This window comes from uncultured Mailhella sp., assembly GCF_905187505.1.
Taxonomy (GTDB): domain Bacteria; phylum Desulfobacterota; class Desulfovibrionia; order Desulfovibrionales; family Desulfovibrionaceae; genus Mailhella.
The window spans coordinates 1-20948 of record NZ_CAJJIC010000036.1 but is presented as its reverse complement, the minus strand read 5'-3'; the positions used below and the strand labels follow the sequence as shown (position 1 = coordinate 20948).

Sequence of the window (20948 nt, the reverse complement as noted above, 5' to 3'; positions counted from 1 at the left end):
CTCCGCCGAAACCGGAGACCTCCTCCACCCACGCCTTGTCTCCGGCAAAGCCGCAGCAGTAAATGCCCTCGGGAAGCACCACTTCGCGCGAGCACAGGCGCGCCACGGCAAGCAGGGAATCCGCAAGGCCCATGCTTCGCGTGGAGCAGGTGGCGTGCACGGCTATGCGGCCGTACTTCTGCCGGAAGCGGAGTCTGTCCGCCAGAAAGCGCAGGGTGAACTCCACAGGCTCGTACAAAGACAGCCGGGCATCGAGCGTCTTTCTCATCCTCGCAAGACAGGGGCTCGTGTCGCACATGACGGGCCAGCGGCCGTTTTCCGAGGCTTCCAGAAGCGCCGCGTCAAGGGAGGCGGCGCACTCGTCGGCCTGCTCCTTCATGCCCTTGGTTTCAAAGGCCTTGCCGCAGCAGAGCCTTTCCACATGGCGGGGAATGACGGCCTCGTAGCCCGCCTTTTCCAGAAGACGCAGGGCCACGTCCATGAGCGGTTCCACGCTGCGGCCGGAATCTCCGGCATAGCCCATGCTGCGCACGGCGCAGGAAGGAAAGTACACCACCTTTTCCGCGCTCTTTGCGCGGGGCGCGGGCACGGCCGAAGAGCCCGTGAGCCCCACCTCCACGAGATCGGGCACCGTCATGCCCGTGAGCTTTTTTGAAAGGGCTCCGGTCTTCTGCGCAAGCGCGTGTCCGAGGATTCTGTGGGTCGCGTGCGCCGCGTCAAGGCCCAGGGACATGGCGCGCGACACGGGCGCGATGTGCCCGGCCACGAAGGAAGCGGCCTTTTTCTCCCTGTCCGTAAGCTGCTCGTGCCTCAGATGACGCATGAAGCCGGCCACGTCTATGCCGAGGGGACAGCGCGTGGAGCACAGCCCGTCCGTGGCGCAGAGCGCAAGGCCCATGGTGCGGAAGAACTCCTTCCATTCCGCGACGCGTTCTTCATCCCCTGCCTGCTCAAGAGCGGCGATGGCGCGCAGGGCGTAAATGCGCTGCCGCGGGCTGAAGCTCGTGCGGGCAGACGGACACACGGCCTCGCAGAAGCCGCAGTCCACGCACAGATCGACGCCCTGCCCCACGGCGCCCACGAACTTGAGGCCCTCGAGATGGCAGCGCGCGCCGTCGTTCAGAAGACAGCCCCGGTTCAGGATGCCCGCCGGATCGAGCAGACGCTTCGCCTCGCGCATCACGCCGTAGAGCGCGTCGCCCCACTCTCTGCGCACGAAGGAGGCCACGGCGCGCCCGGTGCCGTGTTCGGCCTTGAGCGAGCCGTCGAGCGAAAGAATGAGCGCGGCCGCGCGCTCGATGAACGCGCCGAGCCGCTCCACTTCCGAGGCCTCGGAAAGTCTGAGCGGCACGGTGCAGTGCAGATTGCCGTGCAGGGCATGGCCGTTCACGCCGCAGCGGTGAACACCGAGCTCCTGAAGAATGGCCACAAGACCGTGACTGGCCTCGGGCAGCCGTTCGATGGGCACGCAGTAGTCTTCCACGTAGGCGTATTCGGAAGGCAGACGCGTGCCCGCCATGGCGGGAAACAGGGCGCGGCGTATGTTCCAGAGCCTTTCGCACTCCTCGGCGGAGGTCACGAAGCCGAGCTTCGCCCGGGGGTGATGAACTTCAAGCAGAGCTTCAAGTTCCGCCATGGCGGCGGCAAGCGCGGTCTCATCGGCTGCCCTTGTTTCCACAAGCAGGGCGCAGTTGTCGGAACTTTCGCCCGAGGGGCGAAATTCCTGAGGAAATCCCGGAAGTTCCGCAAGACCGCGAAGAGAAATGTCGTCCAGAAACTCACCGGCGTACAGACCTCGGCAGGCGCGGATGTCGAGCACGGCGGCCATGGCGTCGTCCATGGAGGAGAAGAGCAGCATGGCCGTGCCCCGGCAGGGCAGCACGGGCATGGTACGCAGGGTGACCGAATAAATGAAGCCGAGCGTGCCTTCCGAGCCCACGAGAAGGTGCACGAGAATGTCGAGCGGGTCTTCAAAGTCCGTGAAGGCGTTCAGCGCATAGCCGCAGGTATTGCGTATTTTGAACTTGCGCCGCACCTTTTCCGCGTCCGCAGGGGAGGCAAGGAGCCTCTCCCGCAGGGAGGAAAGGCCGTCAAGAAGCGCGGCGTGCGAGCTTCGGAAGCGCTGCACGTTCCCCGCGTCGGCGGTGTTCACTCTGGTGCCGTCGGCAAGCACGAATTCCATGGCTTCAAGAGAATGCCAGATGTTGTTCGCCACGGTGCAGCCGAGTCCGGCGGCGTTGTTGGCCGTCATGCCGCCTATGGTGGCGGAGGCTATGGAGGAGGGATCAGAAGAGATGAAGCGCCCGTAAGGCGCGAGCGCGGCGTTGATTTCTCCGCCCGTCACGCCGCAGCGGGCGCGGACGAGCAGTCCGCCGTCGAGCACGTCGATGCCGTGCCATGCCGGGCCGCGGAAGCGCACGGCCACGTCTTCGGCCACGCTCTGTCCGCTGAGGGAGGTTCCGGAGCCCCGGAACGTGAGGGAAACGCCGCAGGAAGCGGCACAGGAAAGGAGCTTTTCGAGCTCCTCGAGGGACGTGATGTCGACGACGGCAAACGCGCGGGGTTCAAAGGGGCCGGCATCGACGGAAAAAATTCTTGCCGCCGCCCCGGTGTGCGTCTGCGACCAGGGCAGGAACTCCCGCACCTGATTCAAGAAAACCTGACTCTGCATGAAAACCTCTTGCTCTGCTTTCCTTTTGCCGGAAAGACGCGCCCGAAGGCGCTCCTCTGCCACAAGCCGCCCGCCGGGCCGGGGCACGTCCGCAAAAGGAAGCGTCACAAAAGTCCGGCCATGCGGCCCGCGCTTCACACCATCCCGCGCCGGAACATCCCTGCGCACAGCTGCGGCACGCGGCCGGAAAGCGGCCTGGGCGCCGTTCAAAAGAAGGCCGTGCGCGGCCATCCTCCCGGGCAGAGCCGCCCGGAAGCCTTTTCGCGGTCGCGGAGCACGCGAAGCCAGGATACAAAAAAGCCCCCTGCATTGCGTGCAAGGGGCCGTTCTGCCACTGGTGGGTCACCGGAGACTCGAACTCCGAACCAATTGATTAAGAGTCAACTGCTCTACCAATTGAGCTAGTGACCCAGTGCATTTGAAGCGCAAGAAGAGTCATAGCCCTGAGGCCTCCATTCGTCAAGAAAAATTTTGCCTTTTTCTGCAAAAAAGTTTAGCGTGCCTTTTCATGAAAAGGCTGCTGCGAATTTTTTGTCTCGTCTGGGTTCTCGTGTCCGCGCTCCCCTTCCTTTTAAACGGGGACTCTGCCCGCGCGGCCGGCGAGCCGCCCTACCGCTTTCTCACCGAATGGGCCAAGCTGTCCGCCGTGGACGGACGACAGCTTCTGCCTCCCGTGGACAAGAACACGTCCATGGCGGTGCTGTGGCTTCTGCCTTCCGCAGGGTATCACACCTATGCCCACGAAGCGGGCGACGAAGGCATACCCCTCACCGTGACGGTGCTCGCGGACGGAGAGCCTCTTCCCGAGAGCAAGGTGCAGGTACACTACACCGCCGGCAACGAAGTGTCGCTGGCCGGCGGGGGAAAAAGCCGCCAGCTTTTCGATGCGGCGCCGGTCTTTCTCGTGTTCCGGGAAAGCGAACCCCGCGCCGTGACGCTGGACATTTCCCTGCTGGCCTGTTCCGATCAGCACTGTCAGCCCGTGCACACGCGCATTCTGCTGCCCACCGCGCCGCCGGAACTTCCCAATGCCGCCGGACAGCCGTGGTTCAACGACTTTCTCGCAAGCAAGGCCTGCTGCGGCGAAAACTCGGTGCCGCCGGAAGTGCCTCCGGTGGCGGAAATGCCGGAAGAAGACACAAGCTCCCTGCGTCACGCCAATCTTCTTCCCTCCGCCCCCACGTCGGTGTTCAAGCGTCAGAGCGAACGCAGCCTTGCGCCGGTTCGTCCCGAACCCACGTCGGTGCCCGTGCCGTCGTCCGCGCCCAGCCCCCGCGGATACGATTTCACGCCTCAGAATCTGGAAGGCAGCTTTCAGATAGACGGCTGGTTCCGTGCGGTGGGGCTCGGCCTGCTTGCAGGTCTCATCCTCAACTTCATGCCCTGCGTGCTGCCCGTGCTCACCATGAAGTTCTCCATGCTGCTCGACGCGGAGGAGGACTTTGAAAAAAGGCGGCGCAGCATACGCGAGCACACGCTGTTCTTTGCCGCGGGCATCGTGGCGTGGTTCGCCATTCTGGCCGTCATTTCCGGCGTCACCGGCATATTGTGGGGACAGCTCTTCCAAAGCAGCGAGGTCATCTTCCTCATGCTGCTCATCGTGTTCTGCATGGGCCTTTCCATGTTCGACGTGTTCCATCTGCCGGTGCTCGACCTGCAGAGTCATCACAGTTCCTCGCCGAGAATGCAGGCGTTCAGCACCGGCATGTTCACCACGCTGCTCGCCACGCCGTGCAGCGGCCCTCTGCTCGGGGGCGTGCTGGCCTGGGGCATCACCAAGCCTCTGCCCGTGCTCATGACCATATTTGCGGCCACGGGCGTGGGCATGGCCACGCCCTATGTGATCCTGGCCTGTTTTCCGCGGCTCATACGCTTTCTGCCGAGGCCCGGCTCGTGGCTCAGCGTCATGGAGCGCGTGCTCGGCTTTCTGCTCATGGGCACGGCCATCTATCTTTTCTCCCTGCTGCCGCCCGCCCTGCACGTGAAGACCCTCATCACCCTGCTCGTGGCCGCCACCACGGCATGGATATGGGGCCGATGGGGAAGCCTGCGCGGTTCCATCACGAGGCGGATGTTCCTCGGAGCCTTCGCCTTCGGCGCCATCTTCCTTTCCGGCTTCTGGGCCTTTCTGCCCGCGCAGAAGGAAATAGTGCCGTGGGTGGAATTCTCCGAAGAGGAATTCCGGGCCAACATGGGCAAAAAGGCCATGATCGTGGAATTCACCGCCGACTGGTGCCCGACCTGCAAGGTGCTTGAACGCACCACCCTTGCCGCGCCCAACCTCCTGCCCGTGCTCGACCAGTACTCGCTTACGGCCGTCAAGGTGGACATGACCTTCAAAAACGCCTCCCATCAGGAGCTGCTCAAGGCGCTCAACAGCGCGAGCATCCCGCTTCTGGCCATTTTCCCGGAAGGCGACGGGGCCTCGCGGCCCGTCATCCTGCGGGACATCTACACCACAACAGACCTCCATCTTGCGCTGCGCCAGGCCAAAATCCCGCACAAGCGCATGGTGGAAATGCTCAACCCCGTGAAACTTCTCAGCGAACCCAAGGAATAGACGGCTCACGCCCCTTTTCCGCAACCAAAGAACACAGGTTTTTCATGAACACAGTCAAGACGCTTCCTGAATTCGCCACCCTTTCCGAACTGGAAATCAACGCCGCCCTCGACGCCTACGACGACTCCGTGGAAGAGGAACACTCCAGCTGCGGCGGCGGAGAAGAAAACGAACCCACCTCCGAAAGCCCCGTGGTGGCCGAGGTGTTCCGCCTCATCCGCGCCTACACCGACCGCATGAATGCGCTCATCGTGGAAGCGAAGGCCCAGAACAGGGAAATTTCCGAAAACTTCCTTGCCGAAATGTTCGCCTTCGAGCCTGAAGCGCCCATCGAACGCATCGCCTTCGACTTCGTCACCGACGCCGTGCTCGACGAGGATGACGACGAAAAGGCGTAAGACGCCACCTGAAGCCTTCACGGAACGGCCGGGAGAACCTCTCCCGGCCGTTCTTCGTTCCTGCCTTCCAGACATGACGCAGAAAAACGCCCTGCCCCTCAAGGAGGTCCCTGCATCCCGAAGCACGGCTCCGTGCGCGGGGCGCAAAAAAGTCCGTCCGGCTCTCTTTCCGAACGGACTCTCCTCTTCCGGCGGGCTTCGCCTGCCGCCGGAGCCCGACCTGCCCCAACGAAGAGCCCCCGAAAGGACGCTCTTCGACGTGCAGGAAAGGCGCATGAAGCGCATTCTGCCGGAAAGTCAGCGACGATCCTTCAAAAACGCCCTGTTCACCACATTCTGCGGGTTCCCCTCGCGGAAGCGGCGGATGTTCTCCAGCGTGATGGACACGATGTTGCGCCTCGCCCCGTCGGTCATCCAGGCGATGTGCGGAGTGATGAGCGAATGCGGCGCGGAAAGAAGCGGATCATCCATGGCCGGCGGCTCGCACTCCAAGACGTCCGCGCCGAATCCGCCGAGCCTGCCTTCGCGCAGCGCCTCGGCCACGTCTTTTCCGCGCACCACCGGGCCGCGCGAGGTGTTGATGATGAAGGCTCCCCGCTTCATGAGCGCAAGCGTTTCACGGCACACGAGGCCGCGCGTCTCCTCGGTGAGCGGGCAGTGCAGGGAAAGCACGTCCGACTCGCGGAAAAGCTCCTCGCGCGACACGAAGGCGAAGGGCGCATAATCCGGCGCAGGCACGGGCCTGTGCGCGCAGGCCACGACCTTCATGCCGAAGGCGTGGCCTATTTCGGCCACTCTTCTGCCGAGATTGCCGAAGCCGAAAATGCCCAGCGTCTTTCCCGTAAGCTCCACCTGCGGCGTGAGCGCGTAGCAGAAGTCCTCGCAGCGGGTCCAGTCGCCCCGGCGCACGCTCTCGTCATGCAGCGCCGTGTGGCGGCACAGCTCCAGAATCAGGGCAAACACGTGCTGCGCCACGGCGTCGGTGCCGTAGGCGGGAGTGTTGCACACCACGATGCCCCGCGCGCCGGCCGCCTCGGAATCAATGACGTTGGTGCCTGCCGCGGTTACGGCAATGCAGCGAAGAGAAGGCAGCGCGTCCATGAGCGCGGCATCCATTACCGTCTTGTTCACCACCAGGACGTCAGCCCCGGCCGCACGCTCCAGCACCTTGTCCGCAGGCGTGCGGTCGTAGCAGACCCATTCGTCCGCCGCGCCGGAAGCAGGCCACGGGCTCTCCGTGCCCGCCCTCAGGGTATACCCGTCAAGCACCACTATCTTCATGACGACTCCTTCCTGTTGCGTTTGAATCTTCCGTCCGCCCGTGCTGCCGGAAACGTTTCCGGCAAAAGCGTCAAGAACGCCGTCGTCGACGTCCTGCGGACCTCTCTTCTGCTTGTGCCACAGCAAAGGAGACCGCGCAAGTACTCCCGTGAACATGACGCCTTTCTCCCGCCTCTTCTCCTCCGCCCGCTCATTCTCCGTTGCCGTGCGAAAATCCGGGCAGCCTCCCGCGGAGGAGAACCCCGCCGAGTCCGCTGCACGGCCCTTCGCCGCCGAGCCCGGCGCAAAAAAACGGAACGATGCGAAAAAACGCAGGATACGCGTACTTGCGCCCCGCTCCCGCCTGCCCTATACTTGCCGAAAAATTTTTTGAAGGTGACCGTCCCATGAAATCCCTGACTCTTACCAGCATGCAGCTGCGCAGCCTCGTCATTTTCCGCAACATCCTTTCCGATCCCGTCATTTCCCGGCTCCAGAAGCTGCTCGACGCCGACTCCTCCGACACCGCCGCCTGCGTCGACGCCTACTGCGACTTCGCCGCCGCGCTTTTCGCCCGCAGCGACGATCTGAGCGCCTATCTGCTGAACCTCATCATGGAAGACGAGAACATCTACATGCTGCAGAGCTGCGGCAGCAGGCCCGTGTCTCCCTTCCTTTCCGAATGCCTTTCCCATGAGCTCGACTTTCTCCAGAAGCTCGGCTCCTTCGACGGCCGCACCATCCGCGAGTCCCTCAGCTTCCAGGGCTTTCTGCCGAGCTGGAAGAACAGCGCGCTCGACTTTGCCTCCGCCTACCATGAACGCATAGCCACCATCCATCAGAAAGGCTACGGCATTTTCGCCAAGTACCGCATGTTCACGGTGAAGGACGGCCACCTCGTGCCCGTGCGCCATCCCGACCCGCAGACGCTCGATCAGCTTCCCGGCTACGAGCAGGAACGCTCCAAGGTCATCGCCAACACCGAGGCCCTGCTTGCGGGCAAGCCCGCCAACAACGTGCTGCTCTACGGCGACGCGGGCACAGGCAAGAGCAGCACCGTGAAGGCCATCGTCAACGCCTACTGCGACAAGGGCCTGCGTCTTGTGGAAGTGAAGAAGAATCAGCTCTACCAGATTCCCGACATCACCGAGGCTCTTTCCCGCAATCCGCTCAAGTTCATTCTGTTCATCGACGACCTCAGCTTCAGCAGCAACGACAACGACTTCGCCGCCCTTAAAGCCATACTTGAAGGAAGCGTGAACGGGCACAGCGAAAACTTCGTGGTGTACGCCACGAGCAATCGCCGCCATCTCATCAAGGAGAGCTGGGACGACCGCTCGGGCAGCGACCTGCACGAAGGCGACACGAGGCAGGAACTCATGTCCCTGTCCGCACGCTTCGGCCTTACCGTGACGTTCTTCCGGCCCGACAAGGACCGCTATCTCGACATCGTGCACAAGCTCGCGGCCCAGTACGGCATCGACATGCCCGAGGAACAGCTCGACATCCGCGCCGAGGCCCATGCCACCCGCAGCGGCGGCCGCAGCCCCCGCGTGGCCAAGCAGTTCATCGAGCTGACCAAGGCCGGCATCAAGTAGACGGCATGAGGGGCTCACCCGCCCCCTTTTCCGAACGCACGGCCGGGGAACGCCCTTCTCCGGCCTTTTCCGCCCCATGTTCCATGAATCGGCGGACGCTCCGCAGTCCACGGCGTTCCGTCTTCTGCGGCAGCGCCGCCTTTTTCAGCAAGAACAGCCCCTTCCCCGGGGCCCAGGCCAAGAGGACAGCCATGAAACGAAACCTCCCCCTTCTCTGTCTGACCGCCCTTCTGCTTGCCGCCTGCAGCACCAGCACCACCACGAGCGAAGTCACCTACGACGCCCAGGGACGGGAAGTCTCCAGCCGCACCACCAGCCAGAGCACCAACGACACGGCAGACAAGGCCAGAGAGCTCGGCCGCGACGTGAAGGACGGCGTGGTGTCCGGCTACGAGTGGACAAGGGACAAGACCATCGAAGGCTACGAGTGGGTCAAGGAGAAATCCGTGAAGGCCTACGACTCCATGAAGAAAAAATAGCACGCGGAAAAACTTCGGTCATGCGGGGCGGCCGAGGCTACCGTTCCGGCCGTCCCCGGCTCCGACCGCGGCCGTCCGAGGACTCTGTGCCGGAACGCGGCGCAGGCCCGCTCCCCCGTGATCCTTCTGTCCGCACGAGGCAACGGCTCCGCAGAAGCGCGTTTCGAGGTCCCGTTTCGTTCTCAGCTCTGCGGCAGCGCAAGCGCCCTTTCCATGTCAGCGGCAAGGCGCAGGGTCTCCTTTGTGCGCGTCTGCACGCCTGCGCGCATTTTTTTGAGCACGTCGAGGTAGGCACGCATGGCTGCGGTCTCTTCGGCCAGCACGGCGAGAGCCGGCACGAATCCCTCGCTCACGGCCCTGCCGTATGCCGAGGTAAGATCGTCGAGATTCTGCGTGAGCAGCTCCTCAAGGCGCCCGCGCTGACCGGTCACCCAGCGGCGCACGGCCTCCTCCTTGCGCTCCATGAAGATGCGGCGGCAGCGCGACGGGCTGCCGAGCTTCATGAGCGTCCACACCACGCTTCCCACCACGGCCACGGGCAGAACGGCCCACCAGCCCATGTTGCCGAGCACGATGCCGAGCCCCACGCCGCCGCCCCTGCGCAGGGCAAGTCCCACGGCCACGAGCCCCACCTTCTTCATGACGGAGTTTGCGTTCACGAGCCAGCGTTCCCGGCCGAAGGGCACGTCGCCCATGGAACGCAATTCCTCATCGTCCACGGAAACGGCGTCGAGACAGAGCACGGATATTTCCCGCATCCTTTCCCCGAACTGACGCAGCTTCTCGTTCCAGTCCCTCTGCACGTCGCGCCGCCCGGCAAGCAGCTCTTCCAGCGACTCGCGCGCGATGCGGGGCACTTCCTCCTCGTCGAACTTCTTCCAGTTCTTCTGACGGAACATTCCGGTGTAGCCCAGAGCATCGGCATGCCTGTTCGCCGCATCCATGATGCGCAGAACGATGTTTTCCTGCCAGCCGTCGAGCGCCCGTTCCTGCTCCTTGCGCCAGGCCTCCATGTCCACGGATGCCGCGTTCACCACGGACCATGCCTGCGAGGAACAGTTGTTCATGGCCTCTTCCAGCCTTGCCACGTGCGCGCCTAAAATCTTTTCATGGCGCTCGTCCGGCAGGCGGCCGAGCTCCCGCGCGCGAAAGGCCTCCGCGGCCTTCCGCACGTCTTCCACGATCTGCGCGCCGCGGCTGCGCAGACGCGCTTCATGCTCCTCCGCTCCGGCGTTCTTTTCGGCGGCGGCCCGCTCCACCAGCGCGCAGAGCTTCTGAAAATCCTGTCCGCCGCTTCGACGAGGCCGGGAACAGCGCTGCTGCATGGCCTCGCGCGCGTTCACCTCCAGAAGGCCGAGCACCTTCATGCCGCAGGAGGAAGCCGTGTCCATGAGAAGGCGCGCCCTCTCCATGGCGCTTTTGCGGCTTTTCTGCTCGTTCAGCCTGTCCGCGCCCGTCACCACGCCGATGACGGCCGCCGCCCTGCCGGAACGCGCAAGCTGCCGCAGAAGCTCCTGCTCCGACGAAGATTCCGGACGGCGCGCGTCCATGACGAAGAGCAGGCAGTCCGCGGCAAGGCATTCCTCAAAGGCCAGATAGTTCTGCACGGGATCGGTGGCGTTGAGCCCGGGCGTGTCCACCAGCACAAGGCCGTGCTTGAGCGTGTCGGAGGGGAGATGCGCCTCCACCCGGGAGGCAAAGAAGCTGCCCTTCTCATGCGCGGAAAGAAATTCCCGAAGCTGACCGGGAGAACTCAAAACCTCGTCGTCCCGCGGCGGAAGCTGCCGCCTGAGCACTTCCAGCCTTTCGCAGAGCTCTTCCCTGTCGTCGCGCCCGCCGAAGCATTCCACCAGACGGGCGCATTCCTCCCCGGAAAGAAAACGCACGCGCCCTGAAAATTCCCTGCCCCAGCAAAAGCGCGCCACGGCCGCGGTTTCCGGCACGGACTCGCGCACGGGAGAATACTCTCCGCCGAGCAGCGCGTTGACGAGCGAACTCTTGCCGCGCTTGCCCTCGCCCACGACCACCATGGTGAAGGGCTGCTCTGCCATGAGATGACGAAAGTCCCCCAGCGCCCGGGCCGTTTCCATGTCGCCGTTCTCAAGCACCGCCATTTCAAGGGCCTCGGCACGCTTTGCGGCATCCTCGAAGCCCGGCGCGATGACCATGTCCCTGCGGGCGGGAGAAAACAGGGAAAACATGCGCTGCACGTTGAGCTCGCGCAGATAGCGCGCCGCCCCCTCGTACTGGCTGGCCGCGGAACTGGCCGCAGAGCTCGCCACGCCGGTGCACGCCGCCCCCGCCTCGGAAAGCATGGTCGAAAGCGTTGCCAGCTGCCGCCTGAGCGCCGGGGAAAGCAAGGGCTTCGGCTGCGGTCTGCGCTGGGCCACGCCGCCTTCCATGACGACGCCGTGCGCATCCTTCTCCCCGTTCTCGTCGCCGAACAGGCTCTCCCACGCAGCCACGCCCGGCAGAAGACGCACGGTGCGGCCCAGGCTTTCCATGACGCGGCGACGGCCCGCCACGTCTTCCGACAGCGCTCGGCACAGCACCGCCGCAAAGGCGGGAGAAAGCCGCTGCACGGCCGCCACGAGAGCCTCGCATCTCTCCGGGGAAAGGGCGGCGAGATCTTCGGAAAGACGGCGGTCGGCCTCAAGCTGTTCGGGCGAAAGAGGGTCCTTCAGAAGCGCTGCGTGAAAGCGCGTCTGAAGCTCGAAAAAGCGATGCTCCTCCTCTCTGCGCGCCGCTTCCGAAAGATTCTCCGTCTCCGGTGAAAACACGGTGATGAAAGCGTCCGTCGCCAGCTTCCAGGATTCCGGAGAAAGACGCCCTCCCTCCTGCGCGGCCGAGGCCAGAAGCACGATGAGCCGATCTTCCGACGAAAGCTCCGGCATTCCGGCGTCGGGGAGCTCCGGCATGATGCATGAGGCCGTCACGGCCTGTTTTTCATCTAACGTCTTTTCCATAGGCATCCGCCTTCAAAATCTTCAGGGGCCCTTGCGGGAGGTTTTTCCATGGTAGCAGCGCAGAAGGCAACATGGCAAGCGTCCGCACGGCTTCTCTTCGGATCTGCCGTTCTCCCGCCCGCGTCTTCCGCCCGCGATCGACACCAAACATCCGCCTTCTTTCTTACCTCGTCCTTACAGGGACGGGCGGCGTCTTTTTTGCCGCAGCATCGCCATGCCCGGGACGCTTCGAAGCGTTCTCTCCCGGGCATGGCGTCTTCTGCTCTCCGTCAGGCGCTGAAACCGCCCTTCCGCCAGAGCCGGCAGGATTCCATGATGCCAGGCCGTGCCCGCCCCTCTCTGCAGCACTCCCGGCGCTCTCCATGCGCCGCACCTCTCCCTGCGACGCTTTCTCTCCGACTCCCGCGCTCCGCTGCTTCCGACGCTTTCTCTCCGGCGTACGCTTCGGCACGCCCCCCGGCCTGAGCCGCCACGTCCCCGCGCTCTTTCGCCCGGCTCCCGCCTTTTGCAAAAAAACAAAGGCCCGGTCCGTCCATGCGGAAAACGTTCCGCGCTGAACGGGCCGGGCCCCTGTCGGCAGGCGGAAAGCCCCGGACGGGACTTCCGCGCCTGTGCGGGCTTCGCGCCCGCGTCTTTTCTTACTTGTGGTAGATCTTCACGAGGTTGGTGCGGCGCTTCTGTTCGCCGGGAGCGTATTCGCCCGCGGTGATGACCACGTCCTGCCCCATGGGGAACTTGCTGCTCGTGGCGATGAAGTTCTGCACGCGGCGCAGATGGGAAATGCTGCTGTCGCTCACGGGAATGAAGTACGGCTGCACGCCCCACACGAAGTTGAGGGCGTGTTCCACCACGGAGTTGGAGGTCAGCGCATAGATGGTCTGAGCGGGACGGCATTCGGCGAGCATGCGGGCCGCGCCGCCGGTCACGGAATGAGCCACGATGGCGCAGGCGTTCTCGGTTCTGGCGAGCAGGCAGGCCGTGTAGGCGAGGAAGCGGGAAGTGTCCTTCTCGTCCTTGGGAGGTTCGAGACGACGGGTGGCGAGCAGGTACTTTTCGGCCTCATCGGTGATCTTGCGCATGTAGCGCACGGCCTCGATGGGATAGCTGCCCGCGGCGGTCTCGTCGGAAAGCATGACGCAGTCGGCACCGTCGAGCACGGCGTTGGCCACGTCGGTCACTTCGGCGCGGGTGGGCACGGGAGTGTTGACCATGGAAAGGAGCATCTGCGTGGCCACGATGACGGGCTTGCCCGCGCGGTTGCAGGTGTGGATGATGTGCTTCTGCAGGGCGGGCAGCTCGGGCATGGGGCATTCCACGCCGAGGTCGCCGCGGGCCACCATGATGATGTCGGTGGCGGCCACGATTTCGTCGAGGTTCTCCACGGCGGCGTTCTGACGTTCCAGCTTGGCCACCACGGGGATGTCGTCACGGCCGTAGGAATGGAGCAGCGCCTTGATCTGGTGCACGTCCTCCACGGTCTGCACGAAGGAGATGGCCACGGCGTCCACGCCGAGTTCCATGCCGAGAGCCAGCTTTTCGCGGTCCTGATCGGTGATGGCGGGAAGGGCCAGAGACTTTCCGGGCAGAGCCAGCCCCTTGCGGGAGGAAATGGCGCCGCTTTCCTGGGCGGTCATGATGAAGCGCTCATCCTCCACCTTTTCCTCGATGCGGAAGCGCAGGCCGCCGTCGGCGAGCACGAGGGTGTCGCCGGGCACAAGAGCGGCAAGAATGCGGGGATGGTCGAAGGGAATGAAGGGGAGCTCTTCCTTTTCACGGCGTTCGCGGCCGAGAGTGAGCTTGTCGCCGCGGCGCAGCTCGATGCGGCCTTCGGGCAGGACGCCTATGCGGATCTTGGGTCCGGGCAGATCCTGCATGATGGTCAGCGGACGGCCGCATTCCTTTTCGATTTCACGGATGTTCCTGACCACTTCGCGGAAGAAGTCGGGATCGCCGTGGGAAAAATTGAGACGAAAGACGGAAACGCCCGCTTCGGCGAGCTGGGCGAGCTTTTCCCGGTCGCAGCTGGCGGGGCCTATGGTGGCAACAATCTTGGTACGCATGAGATGATTTCCTTTCCTTAAAAAAGAACACGTACGACGGACTCAGCCTGCGGGGAAGAAAACCCGCTTTTCCCCTCACGCCCGTCGCTGTGCGGGCATTCTGCCCTTTTTTCCGAAAAAAGTCGAGAGCGCAGGTCACTCTCCTGCCGAGTTCCGTTTTTTCCCTGCCGCGCCGGGGGGACGCGCCGACCGGGGAAAAAACGGAACATTCCTGTAACACTTCTGATTTTCCGAGTTATTTTCACACGTTGTCACGGGCATTCCTGCTTTTAGCCTTGACAGTTTTCGTTTTATGGGCAAAAAGTGGGAAAAAGTGGCAGAAAGTGGAACAAGCATGTTTTTCCGAGGCAGATACCCGCGCAGTCTCGATACGAAAGGCCGCCTGATGCTTCCGCCGGAATTCCGCGACGCCATGGCCCTGCGGGGATCGGGGCGCGCGGCTGCCGGCGGAGCCTCGTCGTCTGCGCCTGCGGCGGGAACGTTCGTGCTCACCACCTACGACGGATGCCTCGTGGCCTTCTCGTGGGAAGACTGGGTGGAGCTGGAAGAAAAGTTCATGCGCATCCCCAATCCGTCGCCGAAGGTGCGCGCCTTCCGTCGTCTGGTCATAGGTGGCGCGGAAACGCACACGCCCGACGCCCACGGCCGCATTCTGCTTTCCGCCGATCACCGGGCCTACGCAGGTCTCGAGAGGGAAGCCACCCTGCTCGGTCTCGTGGACCGCTTTGAAATCTGGAACCCCGCCGCTCTGCGTGCCTCCATGGCGTCCGAAAATCTGGAAGGCGTCACCGAAGAGCTCGCCGCAAGCGGCATAGACTTTTCCCTTTAGCCCGCCCTTTCCGCCATGGTCCGTCACACGCCGCAACACGATTCCGTCACCGCAAAGAACGCCCGTCACGTGTCCGTGCTTCTCAATGAAGTGCTGGACGCTCTCGCGCCGCATCCCGGCGGCCGCTATCTCGACGGCACGCTCGGCCTGGCCGGACACTCCTCGGCGCTCATGGAACGGGCGGAGGGCAAGGCCTTTCTCTGCGGGCTCGACAGGGATCCGCAGGCGCTTTCCCGCGCGGCGGAGCGTCTTGCTCCCTACGGCGAGAACTGCCGCCTCTTTGCGCTGGAATACGCCTCCTTTGCCGACGCGCTGGACGCTCTCGGCTGGGAGAGCGTGGACGGCGCGCTGCTCGACATAGGCGTGTCCTCGCTTCAGCTCGACGTGACCGAACGCGGCTTTTCCCTGCACGGCGACGCGCCGCTCGACATGCGCATGGACATGGGCAGTCTTTCCGCGGCCGGACGGGAACCCTGGACGCAGTCGGCCCGCACCGTGGTGAACATGGCCGACGTGCACACGCTCCGGCGCATCATAGAGACCTACGGCGAAGATCCGCAGGCGCCGCGCATAGCCCGCGCCATCGTCGAGGCGCGGCAGAAGGCTCCCATAGAAACCACGGGGCAGCTTGCACAGATCGTGTGGCATGCCTATCCCGCCAAATGGCGCAGCGAAGCGCGCAACCATCCGGCCACGCGCACCTTTCAGGCCATACGCATGGTCGTCAACGACGAACTGGGACAGCTCGAACGTTTCCTCGACGCCATTCTTCCCCGTCTTTCCACGGGCGGAAGACTGGCCATCATCACGTTCCACTCTCTGGAAGACCGCATCGTCAAGCAGCGGTTCAGGCAGTGGAGCACCGACTGCCTCTGCCCGCCGCACCTGCCGCGCTGCGTGTGCGGCCATCATGCGGAGGTCTCGCTCCTGACCAGAAAACCCATCGTCCCGGGGAGGGACGAAATCGTCATGAACCCGAGAGCCGGCAGCGCAAAGCTTCGCGTCGTGGAGAAGCTGCCGCCGTTTGAAAAGGAGCTGTCATGAATTCGCACACCGCCACGCTCGGTTCCGGAGGCTGGTTCCTCATGCTGATCGTCTCGATTCTGTTCAGCCTGATCATGGGCGTCGCCCTCACCTGGCTGAGCATAGACCGCAGCGACACCGCCTACACCATTCAGAAGATGCAGCGCCAGACCGAGTCCGCGCGCGCCCACGTGGCCAAGCTTGAAGTGGAACGCGACAGCCTTCTTTCTCCCTACGTTCTCGGCAAGACCGCCGAACAGCTCGGCATGAGCATGGCCGATCCCGGCCAGATACGCCGCCTCAAACCTTCCAGCAAAGACTAGCGAATGCGCCCGAACAGTTCTTCCTCCTCGTCTTCCCGTCTCACGGGAAGACGGCGTCTCAATCGTCGCATAGCCCAGAATCAGCCCTCCGCCTCCCAAGGCAAAGGGCTGTTCTCGCGCTTGCGCGCGCGGTGGAACTGGCTCATCGGGCAGCGCTTTCACTATGCGGCCGTCATCTTCGTGGTGTGCTGGCTGCTTCTGTGGTTCCGCGCCTTCGAGGTGCAGGTGCTGCTCGGCCCGGTGTACAGCGACATGGCCGAGCGTCAGCACACCTACACCGAGGTCATCGAGGGAGCGCGCGGCAACATTCTCGACAGGAACGGCCGCGTGCTTGCCCGCAGCGTGGCCTGCCAGTCCGTGTACGCGAATCCCCGCGTCATGGAGGACATCAATGATGCGGCCAAGCGTCTTGCTCCGCTTCTGCACCGAAGCGAATCCGACCTTGCGGCCGTGTTCCGCAAAAACAAGGCCTTCATCTGGCTTGAGCGCAAGGTGGACGACGCCACCGCCACGGCCATCCAGAAGGAAGGCATTCCCGGCATAGGCCTCTCCCGCGAATTCGAGCGCGTGTATCCCTACCGGCATCTGGCCGGACAGCTCCTCGGCTTCGTCGGCGTGGACAGCCACGGTCTTGAAGGCGTGGAACTGGCCTATGACGACAGACTGCGCGGCACGAGCGTGAAGAGCCGCGTGTCGAGAAACGCGGCCGAACAGATTCTGAACGAAAAGCGGGATCCCGCGGATCAGCGCGGCGAGGACATCACGCTCACCATCGACGTGCAGGTGCAGTTCATTGCCGAAGACGTGCTTGCCGACGCCGTGCGCTCCTCGGGGGCGCGCTGGGGCGGCGTGCTGGTGTCCGAGGTGGCCACGGGCGAAATTCTGGCCTGGGCGCAGTATCCCTTCTTCAATCCCAACAACTACCGCGAGGCGAGTTCCGACATCTACCGCAACCGCCTTGCGGGCGACAGCCTCGAGCCCGGCTCGACCTTCAAGCCCATACTCATGGCCGCGGCGCTGGAAGAGAAGCTCGTCACGCCGAGCACCAAGATATTCTGCGAAAACGGCGTGTGGCGCACCCGCTACGCGCCCATACGCGACGACACGCACGCCTACGGCGAGCTCACGGCCACGGAAATCATCTCCCGTTCGAGCAACATCGGCATGGCCAAGATAGGCCTCATGCTCGGCGCGCAGAAGTTCCATTCCTATCTCGACAGGCTGGGCTTCGGCCAGCGCACGGGCATAGGCATACACGAGAGCCGCGGCATTCTGCGCGCCCCTCGCGACTGGAGCGAGCTCGACCTCATGTCCACGTCCTTCGGCCAGAGCCTTTCCGTCACCGGCATACAGATGCTTCAGGCCTACACCATTCTTGCCGACGGCGGCGAGTTCCGGCCGCTCAGCCTGGTGATGGACGAGCCCGGACAGAACACCACCTCTGCGGCGGGACAGCGCATCTTTTCCAAAAAGACCACGCGCACCGTGCTCAAGATGATGGAGGAAACCGTGGACGGCAACGGCACGGGCACGCGTGCGCGCATTCCCGGCATACGCGTGGCGGGCAAGACCGGCACGGCCCAGAAGGCCGACCATTCCGGCAAGGGCTACAGCCGCAAGCGTCTCGCCTCCTTCGGCGGCATCGTTCCCGCGGACAATCCGCGCTACGTCATCTACGTCATGCTCGACGAGCCCACCACCACGGGCTACGGCGGCGCCATCGCCGCGCCCGTGTTCCAGAAGGTGGCCTCGCGCACGCTGGCCTACAACGGCTATCTGCCCGACGTGACCTTCGCCATGGCCGAACAGGCGCAGGAAGAGAAGCTCACGCCCGCCCAGAAGGCGCAGCGCAAGAAGGACGCCATCTATCTTGCCAACCTTGCCAAGTACCGCGCCGAAAAGGCGAAGAAGGAGCGCGAGCGCGCCCAGAAGATGGCGGGCAAGGTCATGGCCGACAACACCCTCATGCCCAACCTCAGGGGGCTCACCCTGCGCAAGACCATAGAAACCTGCGTGGCCCGCGGCATCATTCCCACCATGCAGGGCAGCGGAACCTTCGTGCTCCGGCAGAGTCCTCCCCCGGGAAGCCGCATTACCGACGACAGCACCTGTACCGTCTGGCTCACCGACACCCCGCCCTTTTCCGAAGCGGAGACACCCCCTTCAAAGGAGTAAGCCCATGCGCATAACCTCTGCCCAGCTCTGCGACGAACTTCGCAAGAAACTCCGCAACGTTCAGACCGATTCCCGCCTCGTCGCCGAAGGCGACGTCTTCGTGGCCCTTCCCCCCGCCGTTCCCGGAGAACGCAGCAAAACCGCAAGTCACATCCGCATGGCGCTGGAGAGAGGGGCATGGGCGGTCGTGGCCTCCGCCCGCACCGTGGAAAGGATGAAGCTCAATCTGCGCGGCGACAGGCAGCACGCCTGGCTTCTCGTGCCCGACGTGCGCGCGCAGCTCGGCGCTCTTGCGGCCGCGCGCTTCGGCACGGAGAACCTCGACATTCCCGTCATCGCGGTCACGGGCACCAACGGCAAGACCACGTGCGCCTATCTTCTGGAACATCTGTACCGCTCAAAGGGCATACCGGTGGGCGTCATGGGCACCATAAGCTACCGCTGGCCCGGCCATGAGGAGCCCGCGCCCCTCACCACGCCGGACTGCCTCACCCTGCACCGCTCTCTTGCGGCCATGCGCGAGGCCGGCGCGAAGGCCGCCATCATGGAAGTGTCGTCCCACTCCATCGATCAGAAGCGCATTGCGGGCATAAGCTTCAGCGCCACGGCCTTCACCAATCTCACCCAGGATCATCTGGACTACCACAAGACCATGGAAAACTACTTTCAGGCCAAGCGCGCGCTCTTTGCCGACGCGCCGAAGAAGAACAAGGCCATGGTCATCAACAACGACGATCCCTACGGCCATCGCCTGCTTGAGGAATTTCCGCAGGCTCTCGGCACGGGCCTGCGCACGCCCCTTGCCGGGCGTCCCTTCCTTCTGGCCGACGTGCGCCGGGCCGACACCGAGGGTCTTTCGCTGCACTTCTACTGGCAGAAGAACCGGGAGGAACGCACGGACTGGGAAATGCACAGCCCCCTCATAGGCCTGCACAACGCAAGCAATCTTTCCACGGTGTGCGGCATTGCGCTTTCCATGGGATTTTCCGTGGAAGACCTTTCCTGCCTTGAAGGATTCATGGGGGTGCCCGGCCGTCTCGAACGCATTCCGGTGCCCGGCGCGGACAAGCCCTGGCTTCCCGGCGCGGGCACGGGCATCTTCGTGGACTACGCCCACACGCCGGACGCCCTTTCCAACGTGCTCAAGACTCTCGCCCACGCGAAGTTCTCCCGCATCATCACGGTGTTCGGCTGCGGCGGCGACAGGGACCGCACCAAGCGCGCGCCCATGGGCAGGGCCGTGGCGGAGCTTTCCGACATTGCCATCGTCACGTCCGACAATCCGCGCACGGAAGATCCTGAACGCATCATCGACGACATCATGCCCGGACTTGAGGGCGCGAAGGAAGTGCACCGCGAAAGCGACCGCAGAAAGGCGCTCGAGCTTGCGGTCAGCCTGCTCAAGCCCGGCGATGCCCTGCTCGTGGCGGGCAAGGGACATGAAAACTATCAGATCATTGGAACGGTGAAGCATCACTTCAGTGATCAGGAAATACTCAAGGAGCTTGTCTCGTGCTGATGACGCTGGAGGAGGCCGCAAGGGCCGCCCATGCCAAGGTGCTGAACGCCGCCGACGTAACGCTGCGCGGCGCGGTTTCCGACAACCGTGAAGCCGGGGCCGGAGACCTTTTCGCGGCCATCGTCGGTGAGCGCGCGGACGGGCACGACTTCGCCCGTGCCGCGGTTCAGGCCGGAGCCGCGGCCGTGCTTGCCGAACACGATCCCTTCGACGGGGAGAACGTCGCGCCCGTGCTCGTCGTGGACGATACGGTGAAGGCGCTCGGCCGACTGGGCCACGCCTGGCGCGAACGCTTTGGAGGCCTGGTGACGGGCATCACGGGCACGGCCGGCAAGACCACCACCAAGGAACTTCTCGCGCACGTTCTTTCCATGCACGGCAAGACGGCGAAGAACCGCATGAACCTGAACTCGCAGATAGGCATGCCCATTTCCATGATGGCGGCGGACGGCGACGAAGAATTCTGGGTCATGGAGGCGGGCATAAGCCACCCGAACGACATGGACGAGCTCGGCCCCGTCATGGAGCCCGACCTTGCGGTCATTCTCAACGTGGGTCCGGGGCACGCGCTCGGTCTCGGCGGCCGGGGCACGGCCTACTACAAGTCGCGCCTTCTCGCCCACGTGAGGAAGGGCGGACAGGCGCTCGTGAGCGCGGATTACGAGGATCTCGTGCGCGAGGCGCGCGCGGTCCGGCCCGACGCGGTGTTCTTCTCCACGCAGGGACGTTCCGTGCCCTACCGCGCGGGCTACCTCGGACTTGACGAAAACGGCCGGGGGAACTACCGTCTCTGGCTTGACGGCGAGGAGCTCGACGTCTCCTGCGCCCTTTCCGGCCCCTACGCCGCGGAAAACATCATCGCCGCGGCGGCCGCGGCCCGTCTGTCCGGCCTCTCGTGCGAGGAAATACGACAGGGGGTGGAAAGCGCGCCCTTCCCCGCCCAGCGCTTTGCCCGGCACGACCTTGCCGACTGGATCGTCATAGACGACACCTACAACGCCAATCCGCTTTCCGCCGCGCGCATGATCGAGGCAGCCGCCGAGCTTGCGAGGGACAGAACGTTCGTCTGCGTCATGGGCGCCATGGG

At 64.1% G+C, this 20948-nt stretch carries 14 protein-coding genes and 1 tRNA gene; 10 read left to right on the top strand and 5 right to left on the bottom strand.

Annotated elements, in window-relative coordinates; genetic code table 11:
• A partial coding sequence (locus QZZ60_RS05350; RefSeq protein ID WP_295638860.1) for an FAD-binding and (Fe-S)-binding domain-containing protein occupies nucleotides 1-2671 on the bottom strand: 2671 nt, incomplete at its 3' end.
• A 335-nt stretch (nucleotides 2672-3006) separates the two neighbouring features.
• Nucleotides 3007-3082 (bottom strand) — tRNA-Lys (locus QZZ60_RS05345).
• A 97-nt stretch (nucleotides 3083-3179) separates the two neighbouring features.
• Between QZZ60_RS05345 and QZZ60_RS05340 the strand changes: the two genes are divergently transcribed.
• Together QZZ60_RS05340 and QZZ60_RS05335 are read left to right on the top strand one after the other, a co-directional pair.
• A complete protein-coding gene (locus QZZ60_RS05340) occupies nucleotides 3180-5231 on the top strand; it encodes a cytochrome c biogenesis protein CcdA (RefSeq protein ID WP_295638857.1) in 2052 nt (683 codons plus the stop codon).
• 44 nt (nucleotides 5232-5275) lie between these two features.
• A complete protein-coding gene (locus QZZ60_RS05335) occupies nucleotides 5276-5629 on the top strand; it encodes a hypothetical protein (protein ID WP_295638853.1) in 354 nt (117 codons plus the stop codon).
• A gap of 297 nt (nucleotides 5630-5926) precedes the next feature.
• On the opposite strand, the gene QZZ60_RS05330 is transcribed toward QZZ60_RS05335, so the two are convergent.
• Nucleotides 5927-6910: a D-2-hydroxyacid dehydrogenase gene (locus QZZ60_RS05330; protein WP_295638849.1), complete on the bottom strand. Its 984-nt coding sequence runs from the start codon at nucleotides 6908-6910 to the stop codon at nucleotides 5927-5929.
• A 386-nt stretch (nucleotides 6911-7296) separates the two neighbouring features.
• Here QZZ60_RS05330 and QZZ60_RS05325 point away from each other — a divergent pair, with 386 nt between their 5' ends.
• Together QZZ60_RS05325 and QZZ60_RS05320 are read left to right on the top strand one after the other, a co-directional pair.
• Nucleotides 7297-8487 (top strand): ATP-binding protein, encoded by a 1191-nt coding sequence (locus QZZ60_RS05325; protein WP_295638846.1) that lies wholly within the window; start codon nucleotides 7297-7299, stop codon nucleotides 8485-8487.
• Nucleotides 8488-8678: 191 nt separating this feature from the next.
• Nucleotides 8679-8966 carry a hypothetical protein gene (locus tag QZZ60_RS05320; protein WP_295638844.1) on the top strand — a complete coding sequence of 96 codons (288 nt, stop codon included), beginning with the start codon at nucleotides 8679-8681 and terminating at the stop codon, nucleotides 8964-8966.
• A gap of 182 nt (nucleotides 8967-9148) precedes the next feature.
• Here QZZ60_RS05320 and QZZ60_RS05315 read toward each other — a convergent pair whose 3' ends face one another.
• Both QZZ60_RS05315 and pyk read right to left on the bottom strand, forming a co-directional pair.
• The gene (locus QZZ60_RS05315; protein ID WP_295638841.1) at nucleotides 9149-11932 is read right to left on the bottom strand and encodes a dynamin family protein; all 2784 of its coding nucleotides are present in this window, start codon (nucleotides 11930-11932) and stop codon (nucleotides 9149-9151) included.
• 638 nt (nucleotides 11933-12570) lie between these two features.
• A complete protein-coding gene (gene pyk / locus QZZ60_RS05310) occupies nucleotides 12571-13992 on the bottom strand; it encodes a pyruvate kinase (RefSeq protein ID WP_295638839.1) in 1422 nt (473 codons plus the stop codon).
• A 334-nt stretch (nucleotides 13993-14326) separates the two neighbouring features.
• Between pyk and QZZ60_RS05305 the strand changes: the two genes are divergently transcribed.
• The 6 genes from QZZ60_RS05305 to QZZ60_RS05280 form a co-directional block, all read left to right on the top strand.
• Nucleotides 14327-14821 (top strand): division/cell wall cluster transcriptional repressor MraZ, encoded by a 495-nt coding sequence (locus tag QZZ60_RS05305; RefSeq protein ID WP_295638836.1) that lies wholly within the window; start codon nucleotides 14327-14329, stop codon nucleotides 14819-14821.
• A 15-nt stretch (nucleotides 14822-14836) separates the two neighbouring features.
• Complete coding sequence (gene rsmH, locus QZZ60_RS05300) at nucleotides 14837-15865, top strand: 16S rRNA (cytosine(1402)-N(4))-methyltransferase RsmH (protein ID WP_295638833.1); 1029 nt, start codon at nucleotides 14837-14839, stop codon at nucleotides 15863-15865.
• Nucleotides 15862-16167: a hypothetical protein gene (locus QZZ60_RS05295; protein ID WP_295638829.1), complete on the top strand. Its 306-nt coding sequence runs from the start codon at nucleotides 15862-15864 to the stop codon at nucleotides 16165-16167. Before rsmH ends, QZZ60_RS05295 begins: the two co-directional genes overlap by 4 nt.
• 120 nt (nucleotides 16168-16287) lie before the next feature.
• Nucleotides 16288-18342, top strand: a complete 2055-nt coding sequence (locus QZZ60_RS05290) for a penicillin-binding protein (RefSeq protein WP_295638826.1) — start codon at nucleotides 16288-16290, stop codon at nucleotides 18340-18342.
• A gap of 4 nt (nucleotides 18343-18346) precedes the next feature.
• The gene (locus QZZ60_RS05285; RefSeq protein ID WP_295638823.1) at nucleotides 18347-19861 is read left to right on the top strand and encodes a UDP-N-acetylmuramoyl-L-alanyl-D-glutamate--2,6-diaminopimelate ligase; all 1515 of its coding nucleotides are present in this window, start codon (nucleotides 18347-18349) and stop codon (nucleotides 19859-19861) included.
• Nucleotides 19861-20948, top strand: a 1088-nt coding sequence (locus QZZ60_RS05280; RefSeq protein ID WP_295638862.1) for a Mur ligase family protein, incomplete at its 3' end; no start/stop codon positions are given. The genes QZZ60_RS05285 and QZZ60_RS05280, both read left to right, overlap by 1 nt.

What these genes read in the sequence shown, in the direction of transcription:
- QZZ60_RS05340 (WP_295638857.1), top strand. Translation starts at nt 3,180, where the DNA reads ATGAAAAGGCTGCTGCGAATTTTTTGTCTCGTCTGGGTTCTCGTGTCC.
- QZZ60_RS05335 (WP_295638853.1), top strand. Translation starts at nt 5,276, where the DNA reads ATGAACACAGTCAAGACGCTTCCTGAATTCGCCACCCTTTCCGAACTG.
- QZZ60_RS05330 (WP_295638849.1), bottom strand. Translation starts at nt 6,910, where the DNA reads ATGAAGATAGTGGTGCTTGACGGGTATACCCTGAGGGCGGGCACGGAG.
- QZZ60_RS05325 (WP_295638846.1), top strand. Translation starts at nt 7,297, where the DNA reads ATGAAATCCCTGACTCTTACCAGCATGCAGCTGCGCAGCCTCGTCATT.
- QZZ60_RS05320 (WP_295638844.1), top strand. Translation starts at nt 8,679, where the DNA reads ATGAAACGAAACCTCCCCCTTCTCTGTCTGACCGCCCTTCTGCTTGCC.
- QZZ60_RS05315 (WP_295638841.1), bottom strand. Translation starts at nt 11,932, where the DNA reads ATGGAAAAGACGTTAGATGAAAAACAGGCCGTGACGGCCTCATGCATC.
- pyk (WP_295638839.1), bottom strand. Translation starts at nt 13,992, where the DNA reads ATGCGTACCAAGATTGTTGCCACCATAGGCCCCGCCAGCTGCGACCGG.
- QZZ60_RS05305 (WP_295638836.1), top strand. Translation starts at nt 14,327, where the DNA reads ATGTTTTTCCGAGGCAGATACCCGCGCAGTCTCGATACGAAAGGCCGC.
- rsmH (WP_295638833.1), top strand. Translation starts at nt 14,837, where the DNA reads ATGGTCCGTCACACGCCGCAACACGATTCCGTCACCGCAAAGAACGCC.
- QZZ60_RS05295 (WP_295638829.1), top strand. Translation starts at nt 15,862, where the DNA reads ATGAATTCGCACACCGCCACGCTCGGTTCCGGAGGCTGGTTCCTCATG.
- QZZ60_RS05285 (WP_295638823.1), top strand. Translation starts at nt 18,347, where the DNA reads ATGCGCATAACCTCTGCCCAGCTCTGCGACGAACTTCGCAAGAAACTC.